The 19,573-nt window shown below is 62.9% G+C and carries 12 protein-coding genes, 1 other RNA gene and 2 pseudogenes; 11 read left to right on the plus strand and 4 right to left on the minus strand.

Features of this window, described 5'->3' with window-relative positions:
- Positions 1-75 precede the first annotated feature (75 nt).
- Positions 76-753 (minus strand): ABC transporter substrate-binding protein, encoded by a 678-nt coding sequence (locus tag ABFC66_RS06535; RefSeq protein WP_346740140.1) that lies wholly within the window; start codon positions 751-753, stop codon positions 76-78.
- 185 nt (positions 754-938) lie between these two features.
- Positions 939-1,649, minus strand: a pseudogene (locus tag ABFC66_RS06540) (VacJ family lipoprotein); the annotation flags it as partial.
- A gap of 407 nt (positions 1,650-2,056) precedes the next feature.
- Between ABFC66_RS06540 and ABFC66_RS06545 the strand changes: the two are divergent.
- The 3 genes and pseudogenes from ABFC66_RS06545 (at position 2,057) to metH (ending at position 7,719) form a co-directional block, all read left to right on the plus strand.
- Complete coding sequence (locus ABFC66_RS06545) at positions 2,057-3,046, plus strand: metalloregulator ArsR/SmtB family transcription factor (protein WP_346740141.1); 990 nt, start codon at positions 2,057-2,059, stop codon at positions 3,044-3,046.
- Positions 3,043-3,936, plus strand: coding sequence for a methylenetetrahydrofolate reductase [NAD(P)H] (gene metF, locus ABFC66_RS06550; RefSeq protein ID WP_346740142.1), 894 nt, complete (start codon positions 3,043-3,045; stop codon positions 3,934-3,936). The genes ABFC66_RS06545 and metF overlap by 4 nt, the downstream gene beginning before the upstream one ends.
- Before the next feature lie 17 nt (positions 3,937-3,953).
- Positions 3,954-7,719 (plus strand): annotated as a pseudogene (metH, locus tag ABFC66_RS06555) (methionine synthase).
- A gap of 329 nt (positions 7,720-8,048) precedes the next feature.
- Here metH and ABFC66_RS06560 read toward each other — a convergent pair.
- Positions 8,049-11,639, minus strand: coding sequence for a hydantoinase B/oxoprolinase family protein (locus ABFC66_RS06560; RefSeq protein ID WP_346740143.1), 3,591 nt, complete (start codon positions 11,637-11,639; stop codon positions 8,049-8,051).
- A 215-nt stretch (positions 11,640-11,854) separates the two neighbouring features.
- Here ABFC66_RS06560 and ABFC66_RS06565 point away from each other — a divergent pair, with 215 nt between their 5' ends.
- From ABFC66_RS06565 to ABFC66_RS06575, 3 genes are all read left to right on the plus strand, one after another.
- The gene (locus ABFC66_RS06565) at positions 11,855-12,514 is read left to right on the plus strand and encodes a TerB family tellurite resistance protein (protein WP_346740144.1); all 660 of its coding nucleotides are present in this window, start codon (positions 11,855-11,857) and stop codon (positions 12,512-12,514) included.
- A 62-nt stretch (positions 12,515-12,576) separates the two neighbouring features.
- Entirely contained in the window at positions 12,577-13,443 is an 867-nt protein-coding gene (locus tag ABFC66_RS06570) for a DMT family transporter (RefSeq protein WP_346740145.1), read from the plus strand.
- Entirely contained in the window at positions 13,444-14,175 is a 732-nt protein-coding gene (locus tag ABFC66_RS06575) for an N-acetylmuramoyl-L-alanine amidase (RefSeq protein ID WP_346740146.1), read from the plus strand. It begins immediately after the preceding gene.
- Positions 14,176-14,177: 2 nt separating this feature from the next.
- Here ABFC66_RS06575 and ABFC66_RS06580 read toward each other — a convergent pair whose 3' ends face one another.
- Positions 14,178-15,140, minus strand: coding sequence for a zinc-binding alcohol dehydrogenase family protein (locus ABFC66_RS06580; RefSeq protein WP_346740147.1), 963 nt, complete (start codon positions 15,138-15,140; stop codon positions 14,178-14,180).
- Between the two features lie 113 nt (positions 15,141-15,253).
- Here ABFC66_RS06580 and rnpB point away from each other — a divergent pair.
- The 5 genes from rnpB to ABFC66_RS06605 all read left to right on the plus strand — a co-directional run bounded on the left by rnpB (position 15,254) and on the right by ABFC66_RS06605 (position 19,561).
- Positions 15,254-15,630, plus strand: an RNA gene (gene rnpB, locus ABFC66_RS06585) — RNase P RNA component class A.
- Positions 15,631-15,937: 307 nt separating this feature from the next.
- Positions 15,938-16,414, plus strand: coding sequence for a division/cell wall cluster transcriptional repressor MraZ (gene mraZ, locus ABFC66_RS06590; protein WP_346740148.1), 477 nt, complete (start codon positions 15,938-15,940; stop codon positions 16,412-16,414).
- Entirely contained in the window at positions 16,411-17,415 is a 1,005-nt protein-coding gene (gene rsmH / locus ABFC66_RS06595; protein ID WP_346740149.1) for a 16S rRNA (cytosine(1402)-N(4))-methyltransferase RsmH, read from the plus strand. The genes mraZ and rsmH overlap by 4 nt, the downstream gene beginning before the upstream one ends.
- The gene (locus ABFC66_RS06600; RefSeq protein WP_346740150.1) at positions 17,412-17,789 is read left to right on the plus strand and encodes a hypothetical protein; all 378 of its coding nucleotides are present in this window, start codon (positions 17,412-17,414) and stop codon (positions 17,787-17,789) included. Before rsmH ends, ABFC66_RS06600 begins: the two co-directional genes overlap by 4 nt.
- Entirely contained in the window at positions 17,786-19,561 is a 1,776-nt protein-coding gene (locus ABFC66_RS06605) for a penicillin-binding protein 2 (RefSeq protein WP_346740151.1), read from the plus strand. Before ABFC66_RS06600 ends, ABFC66_RS06605 begins: the two co-directional genes overlap by 4 nt.
- The last annotated feature ends 12 nt before the right edge of the window (positions 19,562-19,573 follow it).

Below are 19,573 nucleotides of genomic sequence, written 5' to 3' on the forward strand. Positions count from 1 at the left end.
TCCTCTCGGTCTTCCCAAACAAGAACGGCGCGGAAATTTCTTTCCGCGCCGTTTTTCTTTGAGTTGGTCGGCCGCTTACTGCGCCGTGGTCGCTGCCGTCGTCGGCAGCTTGCCGTTCTCGGCATCCGCGATCTGCTGCTTCAGGTGATCGAGAAGGGCAGCGAAGTCGCCATTGTGATTGTTGATGACGGAGGTGAAGGCGGAGCGCTGCTCCTGGGCCAGCCACACGCCGACGACATTGACGTCGAAGAGCTTGTAGCCGCCGTCCTTCTTCAGAAGCCACCATGTGACCTTCACCGGCTCGCGACCATTGGTGAAGTTGATCTGGCTCTGCACCAGCGCCTGCGTGTCGCCCTTGAGCTGCGAGCCCGTAATGACGAGCTTCTCGTCGTGATAGTCGGACAGGCGCGTCACATAGACCTTCACCACGAAATTGTTGAAGAGCTTGATGTACTCGCTCTTCTGGTCGGGTGTGGGCGTGCGCAGAAACTGGCCAAGGCAGAAGGCCGCGATGCGCTGCATGTCGGCATTGGTGTCGAGCAGGGCGGCGAACTGCGCTTCACGCCCGGCACGGTCCAGGCTCTTGTCGCTGATGATCTTGATGGCCTGCTGCGACACCTCCGACACCCATGCCTCCGCGGCAGGGTCGGTGTTTGCAGCCTGCGCCGGAAGCGATCCGACGATGGATGTGAGAAGGGCGACGCAGAACGCGACCGGCGCGACTGCGGATCGCACGAAGTTAAGGGGGCTCATGGCCTGGTCTCCTGCAGACGAAACGCGAAGCTAAATTGTGGCGTCAACGCCGATACCGAACGGCGGCATCGCTCCTATTTAGCAGGAGCGACAGACTGCGGTTCGTTTGTGTCGAAATTTAGGTTCTCGATGTCGGGAAGCTTCTCGTTCGACACATTGCCGTTGGCAATCTCGTTGGCGCGCGTCTGGCGATAGAGGCTGCGGATCGTGGCGTAGTAGTCGACCGACGTGCGTTCGATCTGATCGAGCGTCTTGAGGTTGCGCGACCGGACGTCGACGCCGTTCACGACAAAGCGCGCGACGGGAACGGTGTACGGACCATTCCAGTAGATATAGGTGAGCGGGTCGAAGAACTGGTCCACCGCATAGCCGGCCAGGTCGCGGGGCGGCTTGGGCCCAAGGATCGGCAGGAAGAGATAGGGGCCTTCCGGCGTGTTCCAGGTCGCGAGCGTCTGGCCGAAGTCTTCGTCATGCTTCGGATAGCCCATGCCGGTCGCCGGATCGAAGAGGCCGAGAACGCCGATCGTGGTGTTGATGCCGAAGCGCGAGGCGGTCGTGCCCGCGCGGTCCCATTCGCCCTGAAGCGAATCGTTGGCGAGGATGACCGGCGAGTCCAGATTGTCCATGAAGTGGCGAACGCCGTCGCGCGCCGGATCCGGCACGACGCCCTGATACCAGGTCGCCACAGGCTTGAGGATGATGATGTCGAGGAAGCGATTGAGCTCGAAGAAATAGCGGTTCAGCGGCTCGATCGGGTCGTTGGTCTCTTCATAGGCCTTCACAGCCGCCGGGTTCGAGGCGTCGGGGTGCGTTGCGCAGCCTGCGAGCGCGAATGCCAACATGATGCATGCTGTCTTGGCGCCTGCGTTCGCAATCCTCGCGAATACTGTCATCATATCCCCACTTCTCTTCATCTTTTCCGATCAAGCTGCCCGTTTGCCTGCAAGGGGCGGTCATTCGCCGGGCCACGTTCCCGGCGCCAACGCTTTCGCAGGCCTCGGTTAAATCTCTGTTGCCACAGCCCGGTTCCACTGGCCGACTAAAATATTAAGCATATCGCTTAACGCCTAATGAACGCCGTCGCCCCAGATGTGCGGCATAGGCAGAGACTCTCATGTGGCACTTTAATTATCACAGTGAATCTTCGTTAACCAGCTAACCCCCTGTCACTGCTGCATTGATCGCTCATCTGTGTTGCCGAAATGCTGCGGTGCAAGGCAGTCTTCATTCCGGCTTGATAAGACATAAAGATATGTTTATATAGTCGTCGAATTCGCAAGTGCGAGGTGGGATGGAAGGGCTTTTGACAGGCTTGAGAGCGGCGGGAGAGCCGACCCGGCTGCGCCTGCTTGCCATCCTGGCCAAGGGCGAGCTTACGGTCACCGAACTCACCCAGATCCTCCGGCAGAGCCAGCCAAGGGTGAGCCGGCACCTGAAGCTGATGTGCGAGGCCGGACTGCTGGACCGCTTCCGCGAGGGAAGCTGGGTCTTCTATCGCCGGGCGCATGAAGGACAGGGCGCTCGTCTGGCGACGCTCCTTACCGGCCTGGTGCCTGCGGGCGACCTGACGGTCGCGCGGGACATGGAAAGGCTGGAGGCCGTCCGGGCCCTTCGCGCGGATCGGGCAGCGGCCTTCTTCAGCGCCAATGCCGAGCAATGGAACCGCATCCGCTCCCTCCACGTATCCGAGGCCAAGGTCGAGGAAGCGCTGCTGGAGCTTGCGTCCGGCCATAAGACCGGAACGCTGGTCGACCTGGGAACGGGCACGGGGCGGATTCTCGAACTCATCGGCGCCGAGGCTGAAATCGGCATCGGCATCGACCTCAGCCCGGAAATGCTCGGTCTGGCCCGCACGCATCTCGAGCAGGCAGGCGTCGACCATTGTTCGGTGCGGCAGGGCGACCTCTACGACCTGCCGTTGCAGGACGAGACGGCCGATCTGGTGACGCTGCATCAGGTTCTTCATTATCTCGACGATCCCGCGGCCGCAGTCGCCGAGGCCGCCCGTGTGCTGAAGCCCGGCGGCCGATTGCTGATCGCGGATTTCGCCCCCCACGAGCTCGACTTTCTCCGTGACGAGCAGGCGCATCGCCGCCTCGGCTTCACCGAGGACGAGGTGCGAAGCTGGCTCACCCAGGCGGGTCTCGAGGTGAGGGAGGTGCGCGAGTTGCCGCCGGAAGGTGGCGAGGAAGCAAAACTCACGGTCGTTATCTATGCGGCCGACAAACTCAAAACCGGCGCGGTGCAGAGGCGCAACGCGACGAGCGGTCAAACGGCGGGGATGAAGGAATGAGCGGACGAAACACACAGGCGGAGGCGCGCACCAGCGTCTCATTCGAATTCTTCCCGCCCCGCACGCCGGAGATGGAGGAAAATCTGTGGCGCGCGATCCGGCGTCTCGAACCGCTGCGCCCGGAATTCGTGTCCGTGACCTATGGCGCCGGCGGCTCCACGCGCGAGCGCACTCACGCGACAGTGAAGCGCATCGTGCAGGAAACGACGCTGACGCCTGCGGCTCACCTCACCTGCGTCGGTGCGAGCCGCGATGAAGTGAACGACGTCATCCGCTCCTATTGGGAGGCGGGCGTGCGCCATATCGTGGCGCTTCGCGGCGACATGCCCGAACTTGGCGCGGCCTACAAGCCGCATCCGCAGGGCTATCAGTCGACACCGGAACTCGTCGCTGGCATCAAACAGATCGCCGGCTTCGAGGTCAGCGTCAGCGCCTATCCCGAAGGCCACCCGGAATCGCCGTCCTTCGAGGCAGATATCGAGCTTCTGAAGCGCAAGGTCGATGCGGGCGCAACGCGCGCCATCACGCAATTCGCCTTCGACACGGAGCGCCATGCGCGCTTTCTCGAAGCGGTGCGGCGTGCGGGTATCGAAGTTCCGATCGTGCCCGGCATCATGCCGACGACCAATTTCAAGGGCACCAAGCGCATGGCTGAACGCTGCGGTGCCAGCATTCCGAAATGGCTCGACGACTATTATATTGGTCTCGACGACGATCTCGAGACGCGCAAGCTCATCGCGGCCTATGTCGCGGCGGAGCAGGTGAACCGCCTGCGCGCCTATGGCTTTGACCGCTTTCATTTTTACACGCTGAACCAGGCCGATCTCACCTTCGCGATCTGTCATGTGATCGGGCTCCGGCCCGAGCGCGTGGCCGCTCCCGTCGCGTGAGAGAAAGGACCGCCGCCATGACCAGAGACGAACGCATCGCCCGCCTGAAACAGGAGATCAACGAGCGCGTGCTCGTGCTCGACGGCGCCATGGGCACCATGATCCAGGGCTACAAGCTGACGGAAGCGGACTTCCGCGGCGAACGCTTCAAGGATCACCCGGTGGACCTCAAGGGCGACAACGAGCTTATCTCGCTCGTGCGTCCCGACATTCTGCGCGACATCCATCTTGCCTATTACCGGGCGGGCGCGGACTTCGCCGAAACGAATACGTTCAGCGCGACCACCATCGCGCAGGCCGACTACCATCTGGAGTCGGTCGCCTACGAGATGAATGTCGAAAGCGCCCGCATCGCGCGTCAGGCCGCCGATATCGCCGAGAGCGAGACGCCGGGCCGCGTCTGCTATGTCGCGGGCGTACTCGGGCCGACGAACCGCACCGCCTCGATCTCGCCCAAGGTCAGCGATCCCGGCTTCCGCAACATCAGCTTCGATCAGCTTCGCGACGCCTACAAGGAAGCGACGCGCGGCCTCATTGAAGGCGGTGCCGACACGATCCTTGTTGAAACGATTTTCGACACGCTGAACGCCAAGGCGGCGCTCTTTGCGGTCGATGAGGTTTTCGAGGAGATTGGCTTCGAACTGCCCGTGATGATCTCGGGCACGATCACCGACATGTCGGGCCGTCTTCTCTCTGGCCAGACGCCGGAAGCCTTCTGGAATTCGGTTTCCCATGTGAAGCCGCTTTCCATCGGCCTCAACTGTGCGCTGGGCGCGAAGGAGATGCGCGCCCATATCGACACGCTGGCCCGCGTGTCCGATGTGCGCGTCAGCGCCCATCCCAATGCCGGCCTGCCGAACGAAATGGGCGAATATGACGAGAGCCCCGAGCACATGTCGCATCTCGTGGGCGAGTTCGCGACCTCGGGTCTCGTCAACATCGTAGGCGGCTGCTGCGGCACGACGCCCGCGCATATCCACGCCATTGCCGAGGCGGTGAAGGGCGTGAAGCCGCGCACGCCGCCCGCCGTCGAGCCGCGCCTGCGCCTCTCCGGTCTCGAAGCCTTCACCGCGCCGTAAGCCTGCTCAGAAAAGAAGTGAAATGACCAACGCCTCTGCCAATTTCATCAATGTCGGCGAACGGACCAACGTCACCGGATCGGCGAAATTCAAAAAGCTGATCGTCGAAGGCCGCTTCGACGAGGCACTGGCCGTTGCCCGCCAGCAGGTCGACAATGGCGCCCAGATCATCGACATCAACATGGATGAGGGCATGCTCGACAGCGAGCAGGCCATGGTCACGTTCCTGAACCTCATCGCCGCCGAGCCCGACATTGCCCGCGTGCCGGTCATGATCGACAGCTCGAAATGGTCGATCATCGAGGCCGGTCTCAAATGCGTACAGGGCAAGGCGATCGTCAATTCGATCAGCCTCAAGGAAGGCGAGGACGCTTTCCTCGAACATGCCCGCAAGATTCGACGCTATGGCGCGGCAGCCGTTGTCATGGCTTTCGATGAGGACGGGCAGGCCGACACGGCGGAGCGCAAATTCGCGATCTGCGAGCGGTCCTACAATCTGCTGGTCGACAAGGTCGGCTTCCCGCCGGAAGACATCATCTTCGATCCGAACATCTTTGCCGTGGCGACCGGCATCGAGGAGCACAATAATTACGGTGTCGAATTCATCGAGGCGACGAAGCGCATCAAGCAGTGCCTTCCTCATGCTCATGTTTCCGGCGGGGTTTCCAACATCTCCTTCTCCTTCCGCGGCAACGAGCCTGTGCGCGAGGCGATGCATTCGGTGTTCCTCTATCACGCCATTCAGGCCGGTATGGACATGGGCATCGTCAATGCGGGGCAGCTCGCCATCTATGACGAGATCGAGCCCGAACTGCGCACGCGCGTCGAAGATGTGATCCTCAACCGCCGTCCCGACGCGACCGAGCGCCTGCTGGAAATTGCCGAACGCTACAAGGGCGAGGCGGGCAAGAAGAAGGAAGAAGACCTTTCGTGGCGCGAACTGCCCGTAAAGGAGCGCCTGACCCATGCTCTGGTGAAGGGGATCAACGCCTTCATCGAGGAAGATACCGAGGCGGCAAGAAAGGAAGCGACGCGGCCGCTTGACGTCATCGAGGGCCCGTTGATGGACGGCATGAACGTCGTCGGCGACCTTTTCGGCTCGGGCAAGATGTTCCTGCCGCAGGTGGTGAAGTCGGCCCGCGTGATGAAACAGGCCGTGGCCTATCTGCTTCCCTTCATGGAGGAGGAGAAGCGCCTCACGGGCGCAACGCAGAAGGAAGCTGCTGCAAAGGTTCTCATGGCGACCGTGAAGGGCGACGTCCACGATATCGGCAAGAACATCGTCGGCGTCGTGCTCCAGTGCAACAATTTCGAGGTGATCGACCTCGGCGTCATGGTGCCCGCGCAGAAGATCCTTGAGGTCGCGCGCGCGGAAAAGGTCGACGTCATTGGCCTTTCCGGCCTCATCACGCCCAGTCTCGACGAAATGTGCCACGTCGCCGCCGAGATGGAGCGCGAAGGCTTCGACATTCCGCTGATGATCGGCGGGGCGACGACCAGCCGCATTCACACTGCCGTCAAGGTCCATCCCAACTACAAGCGCGGGCAGGCCGTCTATGTGACGGATGCGAGCCGCGCCGTGGGCGTCGTCTCGAACCTGATTTCGCCAACGGCAAGGGAAAAGTACATCGCCGATATTCGCGACGAATATGCGAAAATGGCGGCTGCTCACGCCAATGCGCGCGGCTCCCGCGAGCGTCAGACGCTTGAGGCCGCGCGCGCGCATCGTCTCAAGATCGACTGGGCAGGTTACAAGCCCGTGAAGCCGAGCTTCCTCGGAACCAGGGTGCTTGAAGACTATCCGCTCGAAAAGCTCGTGCCCTTCATCGACTGGACGCCTTTCTTCGCGACATGGGAACTCGCGGGCCATTACCCGCAGATCCTGAAGGACGACAAGATGGGCGAGGCGGCGCAGGCTCTGTTCGACGACGCGCAGGAAATGCTCGCCCAGATGGTCTCCGAGAAGTGGCTGAAGGCGTCCGCCGTCATCGGCTTCTGGCCCGCGAACCAGATCGGCACCGACGATATCGAGCTTTACACCGACGATAGCCGCAAGGAGCGCCTGACGGTTTTCCACTCGTTGCGTCAGCAGATGGCGCGGGGCACGTCCGACCGCGCCAACATGGCGCTTGCCGACTTCATTGCGCCCAAGGAGACGGGCATTGCCGACTATATTGGCGGCTTCGCCGTGACTTCAGGTCATGGCGAGGACGAGGTGGCGAAGCGCTTCGAGGAAAAGAACGACGACTACAAGGCGATCCTTTCCAAGGCGCTGGCGGACCGCCTTGCCGAAGCCTTCGCCGAACATCTCCACGCCCGCGTACGCCGCGAGTTCTGGGGCTATGCGGCGGACGAACAACTTTCCAACGAGGAAATGATCGCCGAAAAGTATCAGGGCATCCGTCCTGCGCCGGGCTATCCCGCGCAGCCCGATCACACCGAGAAGCGGCCCCTCTTCGATCTGCTTGATGCGGAGAAGGCTGCGGGCATCAAGCTCACGGAAAGCTTCGCGATGTGGCCGGGCGCTGCCGTGAGCGGCCTCTATTTCAGCCATCCGCAGGCGGAATATTTCGGCGTCGGCCGCATCGAACGCGATCAGGTGAAGGATTACGCCGCGCGCAAGGGTATGACATTGGCCGAATGCGAACGCTGGCTCGCGCCGATCCTCAACTACACGCCGGGATCGGACGAGGCGGCGGCCTGAGCCACGGGCGTCAGAAGACGCCGAACGTGACCGCGCCGACAAAAAGGAATGCGAGACCGGTAACGGCGTAACCGACTTTCGTGGAAAAGGTCATGCTGGCCTCCCGAGAGTGGTTGATACGCAATGGGCGTGACCCGAGACTCTGCGCAAGTTGGGCCAAGGCGCAAGTTCAATCGCGCATGCGTCGCCGCTGCAACATTGTGGCCTCGCTGCATGGGCGGGAAAGGGCGGGATTCCGCGGCGCGCGAAGGCGGTGTGCTCATCAGGCAATGCGACGTTTCGCGCCTGCGGCATGCTTCCCTTATGCCGCGACTCGAGAAAATGACATTTCACATTTTCGCGGGGCCAAATCCGCCGCCGCCCGGTGTCCTGATGATGATGGCGTCGCCCGCATCGAGTTCGACCTGATCTGAACCTGACAGTTCTTCTACGCGTCCATCGGCGCGACGAATTTCATTTTCGCCGAGCGCCGCAGACGCGCCGCCCTCAAGGCCGAATGGCGGCACGATGCGGTGCGTGGAGAGGATGGAGACGGTCATCTTCTCGCGGAAGCGGATGCGTCTCGATACGCCGTCGCCACCTTTGTGGCGTCCCGCGCCGCCGGAGCCGCGCCGGATGGAGAAGTCTTCGAGCAGAACAGGGAAGCGCCATTCCAGCACTTCCGGGTCGGTGAGGCGCGAATTGGTCATATGCGTGTGCACGGCGGAAGCGCCGTCGAAATCCGGCCCCGCGCCGGCGCCGCCGCAGATCGTCTCGTAATATTGGTAACGCGCATTGCCGAAGGTGAGATTATTCATAGTGCCTTGCGCGGAGGCCATGACGCCGAAGGCGCCGAAGAGCGCGTCCGTCACCGCCTGGCTCGTCTCGACATTGCCGCCGACGACGGCTGCCGGAAAGCGGGGGCTGAGCATCGTGCCCTCGGGAATAATGATCTCGAGCGGCTTGAGGCAGCCTTCGTTCAGCGGAATGTCGTCATCCACCATGCAGCGGAAGACATAGAGCACAGCCGCGCGTGCGACAGACGAAGGCGCGTTGAGATTTGTCGGGAGCGTGGCGCTGGTGCCGGTGAAGTCGATCCTTGCCGAGCGCGCGGCGCGATCGACGGCCACAGCCACATTGATGACCGACCCATCATCCATCTTCTGCTCGAAGCGCGCATCCTTCAGCCTGCCGATGACGCGGCGCACGCTTTCCTCGGCATTGTCCTGCACATGGCCCATATAGGCTTCGACGACATCGAGGCCAAATTGCGCCACCATCTTGCGAAGTTCCTGCGCGCCTTTCTCGCAGGCCGCGATCTGGGCGCGAAGATCGGCGATGTTCTGGTCCGGGTTGCGGGCCGCATAGGGGCCTGAGGAGAGAAGCGTGCGCATTTCTGCTTCGCGAAAGCGGCCCCGTTCGACCAATCGGAAATTGTCGATGAGGACGCCTTCTTCCTCGACACTTGTCGAATGTGCGGGCATGGAGCCCGGCGAGATGCCGCCGATATCGGCATGGTGCCCGCGGGCTGCGACATAGAAAAGGCGGTCGCGCCCGTGCTCGTCATAGACGGGCGCGACCACGGTCACATCGGGGAGATGTGTACCACCATTGTAAGGTGCGTTCAGGACGAAGGCGTCACCCGGTCCCATGTCGGGGTTCTGGTCGATCACCGCGCGCACGCTCGCGCCCATGGAGCCCAGATGCACCGGCATATGCGGGGCGTTGGCGACGAGCCCACCCGATCGGTCGAACACCGCGCAGGAGAAGTCCAGCCGTTCCTTGATGTTGACGGAATATGCCGTCTTTTCGAGCGTGAAGCCCATCTGCTCGGCAATCGACATGAAGAGATTGTTGAAGATCTCCAGCATGACTGGATCGGCGTCGGTACCGATAGCGTGAGTGCGCAGCTTAGCTTGGCGCCGCGTCAGCAGCACATGGTCGAGCTTCGTCACCTCGGCGTGCCAGCCGGGTTCGATCACGATGGTCTGATGCGGTTCGATGATGATGGCGGGACCCGCGATCTCGTCGCCGGGCGCCAGAGCGTCGCGCAGATATACGGGGGCTTCGTGCCAGCTCCCTTCGGAGAAGAAGCGCGTCTTGCGGGCAGGCTCTGCCACGCCGCCGTCGCGCAGGCCCACACGCAGATCTTCGGCGACTTCCGCATCCTTGCCGACAGCTTCCACCGAGACGGCTTCGATGACGATGGGCTTGGCATCGGCGATGAAGCCGAAGCGCTTGCGATGCGCGGCTTCGAAGGCTTCGCGCAGCGCTTCGAGCGCGGCGTGATCGACGATGAGCGCCGTGTCCGTTCCCGCGTAGCGCAGATGGAGGCGCGGGAATGTGGCGATGCACGCCGCGTCGACGCCCTGGCTGGAAACCTCGCTCCGGGTCGTGGCGGAGAGTTCGGCGATTGTTGCGTCGAGCGCGGCCAGCGAGGCGGCGTCGAGCTCCATCTCAACCGCGCGCTCCCGGCTAGCGCGAATGTCGGCGAGGCCCATGCCATAGGCCGACAGCACGCCCGAAAATGGATGGAAGAAGACCCGCCGCATGCCCAGCGCATCGGCGACGAGGCATGCATGTTGCCCGCCAGCGCCGCCGAAGCAGGTGAGGGCATAGGCGGTCACGTCATGACCGCGTTGCACGGAAATCTTCTTGATGGCCTGCGCCATGTTTTCGACGGCGATGCGGATGAAGCCATCCGCCGTCTCCTCCGGCGTCTTGGCGATCTCGCGTGACGCGGGTTCGAAGGACGCGCGGACCGCATCTACATCAAGCGGCTCGTCGGCATTGGGGCCGAAGACATGAGGGAAGAAGTCCGGCATGAGCTTGCCGACCATGACATTGGCGTCGGTCACGGTCAGCGGCCCGCCGCGCCGATAGGAGGCGGGGCCGGGATTGGCGCCGGCGGAGTCCGGACCCACACGGAGACGGGGGCCGTCCCAATGAAGGATCGATCCGCCGCCCGCCGCGACGGTGTGAATCTGCATCATTGGCGCGCGCATGCGCACGCCTGCGACCTGCGTCTCGAAGCTCCGTTCGAACTCGCCATCATAATGGCAGACATCTGTTGAGGTGCCGCCCATGTCGAAGCCGATGATGCGGTCGAGGCCGGCGAGACGGCTCGTCTCCACCGCGCCGACCACGCCGCCGGCCGGGCCGGAGAGGATTGCGTCCTTTCCTTCAAAGAGCCTTGCGTCGGTGAGGCCGCCCGATGACCGCATGAAGAAGAGCCGCGACGCCCCGCCGCCCAGCGCTGCCGCCACACGGTCCACATAGCGCCGGAGGATCGGCGAGAGATAGGCATCGACCACGGTGGTGTCGCCGCGCGAAACGAATTTCATCAGCGGGCTCACGGCGTGGCTTGTCGAGATTTGCGTGAAACCGATTTCCCGCGCGATCTCTGCCGCACGTCTCTCGTGCTCGGGGTATCGATATCCGTGCATGAAGCAGATGGCGACGGCGCGAATGCCGGCTTCATGGGCTTCTGTCAGTGCGCGGCTCGTTGCGTCTTCGTCGAGCGGCGTCAGCAGCTCTCCCTGCGCCGTGATGCGCTCGGCGACTTCGACGGAGCGCTCGAACAGCATTTCGGGCTTTTCGATCTTGAGCCGGAAGAGGTGGGGGCGGTTCTGGTAGCCGATGCGCAGCGCGTCGGCAAAGCCGAGCGTGGTCAGAAAGAGAACGCGCTCTCCCTTGCGCTCGAGCAGGGCATTGGTGGCGACCGTCGTTCCCATCTTGACCGCGCCGATGCGATGCGAGGGCAACGCGGCGCCGTGCGGCACGCCGAGAAACTCGCCTATTCCGGCCAGAGCCGCGTCCTCGTAGCGCTCCGGGTTCTCGGACAGGAGTTTCCTGGCGAGAAGCCTGCCTTCGGGCGTCCGCGCCACGATGTCGGTGAATGTGCCGCCACGGTCGATCCAGAAATCCCAGCGATCAGTCATGGCGGATTGGCGTCTTCGGCTTCATGGGGCGGGGGAACTCGCGGGCGATTGTAGGCAATGACGAGCGGCCGCGCATCGTCGCTTACATCACGATTTATTCAAATCGCCATGCGGAAATGCCCGATGCGGAGCCTGCCTTTTCGTCCTAGACTTCTTCCATGTCCATTTGGGGAAAAATCGCGGGTGCCGGCGTCGGTTTGGCGGTCGGCGGACCTATGGGCGCGCTTCTGGGCGCGGTCGCCGGCCATTTCGTCATCGACCGCGCTCTCCGCGACGATGAGGTCGTCTTCACGATCGCCCTGATTGCCCTCTCGGCCAAGATGGCCATGGCCGACGGTGAGGTGACGGACGAAGAGGTCCGCGCTCTGGACGATGTGTTGCACGTGCCCCCTGCGGAGCGGGCCAACGTCAATCGTCTTTACCGCATCGCCCAGCAGGACGTCGCCGGATTCGAGGCCTATGCGGGGCAGATCGCCAGGATCTACCGGGATAAGCCCGGCACGCTCGAAGACGTGCTCGACGCTCTCTTTCACATTGCAAAAGCGGACAATTACGTCCACCCGGCGGAGATCGACTATCTCCGTGCCGTGGCTGACATTTTCGGCTTTTCGGAGGTCGAGTTCGCGCGCATCAGGGCGAGCCATCTCGGCACGCCCCGCCTCGACCCTTACCTGGTCCTCGGCATCACGCCGGATATTTCAGACGACGATCTGAAAAAGGCCTATCGCCGCCTCGTTCGTGAAAACCATCCCGATACGCTGATCGCCCGCGGCGTTCCCGAGGAACTGGTTTCCATTGCCAGCGACAAGCTGGCCGCGATCAATGTTGCCTATGAAAAGATCATGAAAACGCGCGGTATCGCGGAAAGAGCCTAGGCTTGCACAAAAGGCTGGGCTAACAAGGGCAGCCCAGACCCTCAGGTTCCTCCGCACCCGACATGACCCCGCAGCACCTCGCCTTCATGATGCTCATAAACCTCGTCTGGGGTTTTGCGCTCATTGCCTCCAAGGTGAGCCTCGACCATTTCCCGCCCATGCTGTTCACGGCGCTGCGCTTTACGCTCATCGTCCTGGTGCTTTTCCCCTTTTTGCGGATTCATGAAGGCCGCATGAAGCAGGTGCTCATCATTGCGCTTTGCGCAGGGCCCATCGGCTTCGGGTTCTTCTTCGCGGGCATAGCGCTGTCGCGGCCTTCAGTTGTCGCCATCGTCAGCCAGCTCGGCGTGCCGTTTTCGACCATCATGTCCGTGATCTTCCTGAAGGAGCAGGTTCATTGGCGCCGCTGGACAGGCATCGCGCTTTCATTCCTCGGCGTCATGGTCATCAGCTTCGATCCGACGGTCTTTCACTTCATTGCGGGCGTGCTCTGCGTCATCGCGTCATCGCTGATCGGCTCGGTCGGAACCATCGTCCAGCGCCAGATCAGGAATGTCGGCGTCTTTGAAATGCAGGCCTGGATTGCCGCCGTCGCGGCGCCGGTGATGCTCGTCGGTTCGTTCGCCTTCGAGCATGACCAGTGGCGAATACTGACCAGTGCCAGCATGTTGCAGTGGTCGGGGATCTTTTATACGTCGTTTGCCTCGAGCCTCATCGGCCATGCGGGCATCTACTATCTGCTGCAACGCTATGAGGTCTCGCAGACGGCGCCGCTCACCTTGCTTTCGCCGATTTTCACCGTCATGTTCAGCGTGGCGCTGCTCGGCGATGTTCTGACAGCGCGGATGATCGTTGGCGCGTTGATCGCGCTGAGTGGCGTACTCATCATTTCCATCCGTCAGAAGCGGATCGTTCCTGTGGTCTCCTGAATGAGCATGGCCATTCCGACGCGTCATTCGCCCAATTTCAACGAACGCCCCGATGGCGCGCGGACCGAAATTCTTGTGCTGCATTACACAGGCATGGCGACGGCCGAGGCCGCGATCGAGCTTCTGTGCAATCCCGAGGCGAAGGTCTCGTCGCATTACGTCGTGGACGAGAAGGGCTACATCCTCCGCCTTGTCGATGAGGAAAAGCGCGCCTGGCACGCGGGCGTGTCGAGCTGGGCAGGGGAGCGCGATATCAACGGTCATTCCATCGGCATCGAGATCGTGAACGGCGGACATGATTTCGGCTGTCCGCCTTATCCCGATGTGCAGATGGCGGCGCTTGAAAAGCTTTGCCTCGACATCATGTCGCGCAATCCGATTTCGCCGCGCAACGTGCTCGCACATTCCGATGTTGCGCCCGAGCGGAAGGCCGATCCCGGCGAGTGGTTCGACTGGGCGCGTCTTTCCCGCGCGGGCATCGGGCTTTGGGTCGCGCCTGAGCCCATTGTCGAAGGGCCTGAACTCAAGCTGGGCGATCGTGGCGACACCGTCGCGCAGCTTCAATATCGTCTGGGCAGCTATGGTTACGGCGTCGAGGTGCTTGGCGTCTATGATGCCAGGACGGAAGCTGTGGTCCGCGCCTTCCAGCGTCATTTCCGGCCCGCAAAGGTCGATGGGGTGGCGGATCTTTCGACCGTCGCCACCCTTCACCGATTGCTCGAACTGATCTGACCTTACGGAATCAGCAGAACGCGACCGACGGCCTTGCGGCTCTCGATATATTCGTGCGCCGCCGCCGCGTCCTTCAGCGCGAAGGTCTTGTCGATCACGACCTTGAGCTTTCCAGCCGCGGCATCGTCGATGTGGCGCTGGATATTGGCGTGTACGCGGTCGGTGAGTATTTCCGCGCCGAGAAATACGCCTGAAAGCGACTGGTTGCCGCCCATCATGGTGCTGACATCGACCGTCATGGGCTCGCGTCCCGCGCGGCCGACGAAGGACACGCGGCCGCGATAGGCGAGCGACAGGATCGACTTCTGCAATGTCGAGCCGCCGACCGGATCGACGACGAGATCGACGCCGCGATTGTCGGTGAGGCGCTTCGCTTCCGCGACGAGATCCTGCGTCCTGTAGTTGATGCCATGATCCATGCCGAACGCCTTGAGCCTTTCGAGGCGCTCGTCGCTCGATGCCGTGGCGATCACGGTTGCGCCGGCGCGCTTGGCAAGCTGGATCGCGGCAAGGCCGAGGGCGCCCGCGCCCGCCTGAATGAGCACCGTTTCACCGGCCTTCAGGCGTCCGAACTCGAAGAGGCAGTCGTCCGCCGTGCCGAAGGGCACGGGAATGGCGGCCGCGTGCCGAATGTCGAGACCGTCTGGAACCGGCCAGGCGGTGCGCGCGGGGACCGAACGCTTCTCGGCATGCGAGCCGAACGTATTCACCGTCGTCACCCGCTGACCGACCCTGAGGTTCTTCACCTCCGCACCCACCTCGATGATTGTGCCCGCGGCCTGATAGCCGACGATATGGGGGTGGGTGATGAGGGCGCCGCCGGCGCGGTTCAGGGAATCGCCGCCTTCGATGCTGACAGCCTCGACCTTGATGACGATGCCCTGCGGCAGGCAGGCGGGGTCAGACACGTCTTCGTATTTCAGGACGCTCGGCGGACCGTTTTCGTAATAGACGGCGGCTTTCATGGGTAGCTCCTCCCCTTGTTGTTTCATGTCGGGGCTATGTTGGTATTTAGGAGCCTGACTACAAGGTGTCAGCGGGCTTGCTATCTCCCTGAAAGCCCCCTATCTGCAAAGGGTCAGATGGCCGGATGGCTGCTGTCCTTCGGGGCAGAGGAAAGTCCGGGCTCCACGGAATCACGGTGCCGGCTAACGGCCGGCGGGGGCGACCCCAGGGAAAGTGCCACAGAGAACAGACCGCCCGGCCGAGGCTTCGGCCTTCCGGGTAAGGGTGAAACGGTGCGGTAAGAGCGCACCGCGCGACCGGTAACGGAAGCGGCACGGCAAACCCCACCGGGAGCAAAACCAAATAGGGGCGGCATAGCCGGTTCGCCGGCAGGTCCGTTTCCGGGTCGCCGCCCGGGTTGGTTGCACGAGGCGTTCGGTAACGGACGTCCCAGATGAATGGCCATCGCCCGTAAGGGCACAGAACCCGGCTTATAGGCCATCTGACACTTTTCCCAAGGCTGCCATCCTCTCGCCACGACCGTCTGGCATCTCATGGGTCATCATGGGACAGTTTCGAATGTTCTACTTATGTTCTTCAATATTCAGCCTGTCAAAAGCCCGTGTGTACAAGTGTTGATACCGCGCAAATCCGCAGAAATACTAGGTTTTCCCATTGACGTTCCACGTTTTCCCATGTTATCCCATGATGTCCCGGATGCTAGTTGCGTCGGCCCAGCCGACACCCGCGTTTCGGGCGGGGAATGGAGCGGACCTTGCGGGACCGGGTCGCTCCGAACAGGGGATCAGTACGGCCAATGGAGTCGTTCCGGGGGCGCTTCACCAACAAGATCGATGCGAAGGGCCGCGTCTCGCTGCCGGCCAAGTTTCGTTCTGTTGCGATCGCGCAGGGCCTGAGCGGCGTCGTCTGCTTTCCCTCGTTCCAGGGCGCCTTCATCGAGGGCAGCGGTCCGCGCTTCGCCGAAAACATCGATCGGATGCTGCAGCGTCTCGACCCGTTCTCGCCTGAGCGCGACATGCTGGCGTCTGTGCTCATCGGCGATAGCGCCGAGCTCATGTTCGATAGCGATGGCCGCATCATTCTCCCCGAGGAGTTGCGCGCCCATGCCGGGATCACCGACGAGGCGACCTTTGTCGGGCTCGGCGAGAAGTTTCAGATCTGGGAGCCCAAGGCGTTCGAAGCCTTCCGCGCGGAAGCGCTGGAGAAGGCGCGCGCCTATGGCGATCTGCTGAAGTCGACCGCGACCCTGCCGCCCGTCGGGGGTGCGCAATGAGCGAACGCGTTCCCCATATCCCCGTGATGCTTGCCGACGTGCTGGAGGTTCTTCAGCCGAAGGACGGCGGCATCTATGTCGATGGAACGTTTGGCGCAGGCGGCTATACCAGGGCCATTCTCGGCAGCGCCGATTGCGCGGTGCTGGCCATCGACCGCGATCCGACCGCCATCATGCGCGGTCGCGAGCTGCAGTCGAAATTCGCCGGCCGTCTCACCCTGGTCGAAGGTTGCTTCGGCGACATGGCGCGCCTCGTGCGCGAGCTCGGTCACGAGGCGGTTGACGGCGTGGTGCTCGATCTCGGCGTCTCCTCCATGCAGATCGACGAAGCCGAGCGCGGCTTCTCGTTCCAGAAGGATGGTCCGCTCGACATGCGCATGAGCGGGCAGGGCGTTTCCGCCGCCGATGTGGTCAACACCTTCGATGAGGGCGATCTCGCCCGCATCATCGCCGTCTATGGCGAGGAGAAGCGCGCCCGCGCCGTTGCCCGCGCCATCGTCAAGGCGCGCGAGGCTGAACGCTTCGAGCGCACATTGGCGCTGGCCGACACTGTGGCGCGTGTCATTGGCCGCCGTCCGCAGGATCGCATCCATCCGGCTACGCGCACATTCCAGGCGCTGCGCATCTATGTGAATGACGAGCTGGGCGAGCTTGCCCGTGGCCTTTCGGGTGCCGAAGGGCTGCTGCGCGAAGGTGGCCGCCTTGCCGCCGTTACCTTCCATTCGCTTGAGGATCGCGTCGTGAAGCGTTTCCTTACCGCGCGCACGGGCCGCGCCGCCCGCGCCAATCGCTTCATGCCGGAAATTGACGAAGTGCCGCCGTCCTTCCGCGAAATCGAACACAAGGCCCGCAAGGCCTCCGAGGCTGAGGCGGATATCAATCCGCGCGCGCGTTCGGCGAAGCTCCGCGCCGCCGAGCGCACTGCCGCGCCGGTGCTGCCGCTTGATCTTGCCGATCTCGGTATTGCCCGGATGCCGTCCATTCTGGAGGGCCAGGCATGATCCGTACGCTCAACATCATTCTTGTGCTGGCGGTGATCGTGCTGTCGGTCGGTCTTTACGACATCAAGTATCGCGCCGAAGCAGCGGACCGGCGCGCGGAGCAGCTCGAACGCGACATCGCGAGCGAGCAGGAAGGCATTCGTGTGCTTCGCGCCGAATGGAGCTATCTCAACCAGCCTGAGCGGCTCCAGCAGCTCGCGCAGCGCTACACCACCCTCGAGGCTTTGAAGGCCGCGCAGATCGGTTCGTTCCAGGATGTGCCCGTGCCGCACAAGACGGACGAGTTCTACGCGCCGATCACGCGCCGCCCGCCGGCAGGCTATGCCGGCATCGCGCCCGGAGACATCGGCGCGGGCGAAAGGACAATCCAATGATCGGCCGCCGCAACCAGCCTTCGCCCCGTGGCCGGGTCGTTCTGGCCGGATATGACGCGATCGCCAAACCGCACATGCCTCATGAGGTCGGCGAGCAGGAAGAGGTTCGCACGCCGTCCGAGCGGCGCATCTTCCTCGCGCTCGCGCTTTTCGCCGTCTGCTTCTCGCTGGTTGGCGCGCGTCTGGTCGAACTCGCCATCGTCGGCGGCGACCGGGGGCCGCGCGTTGCAGCGGCGGGCGAACCCGATCCGATCCACCGCCCCGATGTCGTCGATCGCAATGGCGAGGTCATGGCGACCGATATCGTGACGGCATCGCTTTATGCCGACGGCCGCGCGATCGTCGATCCGCAGGATACCGCCCGGCAGCTCGCGACCGTTCTTCCGGACATCAATCCGGAAGAAGTGGCCGCAAAGCTCGAAACCGGCCGGGCCTTCATCTGGCTGAAGCGCGATCTGACGCCGAAGCAGCAATATGCCGTTCATTATCTGGGCCTGCCGGGCCTCGGCTTCCGTCGGGAGCAGAAGCGCATCTATCCCAACGGCCACACCTCGTCGCATGTCCTGGGCACTGTCGATCTCGACAATCGCGGCATTGCCGGCATGGAGCGTTATATCGACAAGTCGATGCGCCTCGGCGAAGGCAATGAGGGCGGTCCGCGCGCCAAGCCGGTCGCCTTGTCGATTGACATGCGCGTTCAGTTCGCGCTCCGCGACGAGCTGGAAAAGGCGCAGAAGGAATTCAGCGCCAAGGCCGCCGTCGGCATCATTTTGGATGTCCATACGGGCGAGGTCGTGGCCATGAGTTCGCTGCCGGATTTCGACCCCAACGATCCGATGGTCGTGTCCGACGATGCGCGCTTCAACCGCGCCACGCTGGGCGTTTATGAGCTGGGTTCGGTCTTCAAGGCGGTGACGCTCGCGTCGGCGCTCGATTCGGGCAGGGTGCGTATCGATACGCGGCTCGACGCGACTCAGCCGATCCATTATGCACGGTTCACCATCCACGATTACCACGCCGAGAACCGCTGGCTCACGGTGCCTGAAGTCTTCATGTATTCCTCAAATATCGGCACCGCGAAAATCGCCCTCGAGCTCGGTACGCCTGCCTATCGCGAATATCTGCGCCGTTTCGGCCTGCTTTCGAAGCCGGAAATCGAGCTGCCGGAGAGTGGCGAGCCGCTGCTTCCGCCCCACTGGAGCGAGCTTTCGACCATGACCGTGTCTTTCGGTCAGGGCATTGCGGTGACGCCGATGCAGGTCGTGGCGGCGCTGGCCGGCATCGTCAACGGTGGCACCAAGGTCACGCCGACGCTTCTGCATCATGAGCACAGCCAGCCGGGCGAGCGCCTGATTTCGGAAGAGGTGAGCGCCCAGATGCGCGGGCTGCTCCGGCTCGTCGTCACCGACGGCACCGGCAAGAAGGCCGATGTTCCCGGTTATCCGGTGATGGGCAAGACCGGCACGGCGGAAAAGGCGATCGGCGGCGGCTATGCGAAGCACAGGCTGATCTCGTCCTTCCTCAGCGCCTTCCCGGCCAACGACCCGCGCTACACCATGATCGTCATGTTCGACGAACCGCAGGGTACGAAGGCGACCTATGGCTTCGCGACAGCGGGCTGGAACGCGGCGCCGGTGACGGCGCGCGTCGTCTCGCGCGTGGCGCCGCTGCTCGGCCTTCAGCCGATCGAACAGCCGCGTAACGACAACAACATGCTCCAACAGGCAAAGCTCGTCACCTTCGAGCCGGAAACCGCAAATGGACACGATTAGGAATGCTGGCTG

The organism is Parvibaculum sp. (genome assembly GCF_039680535.1).
Taxonomy (GTDB): Bacteria; Pseudomonadota; Alphaproteobacteria; order Parvibaculales; family Parvibaculaceae; genus Parvibaculum.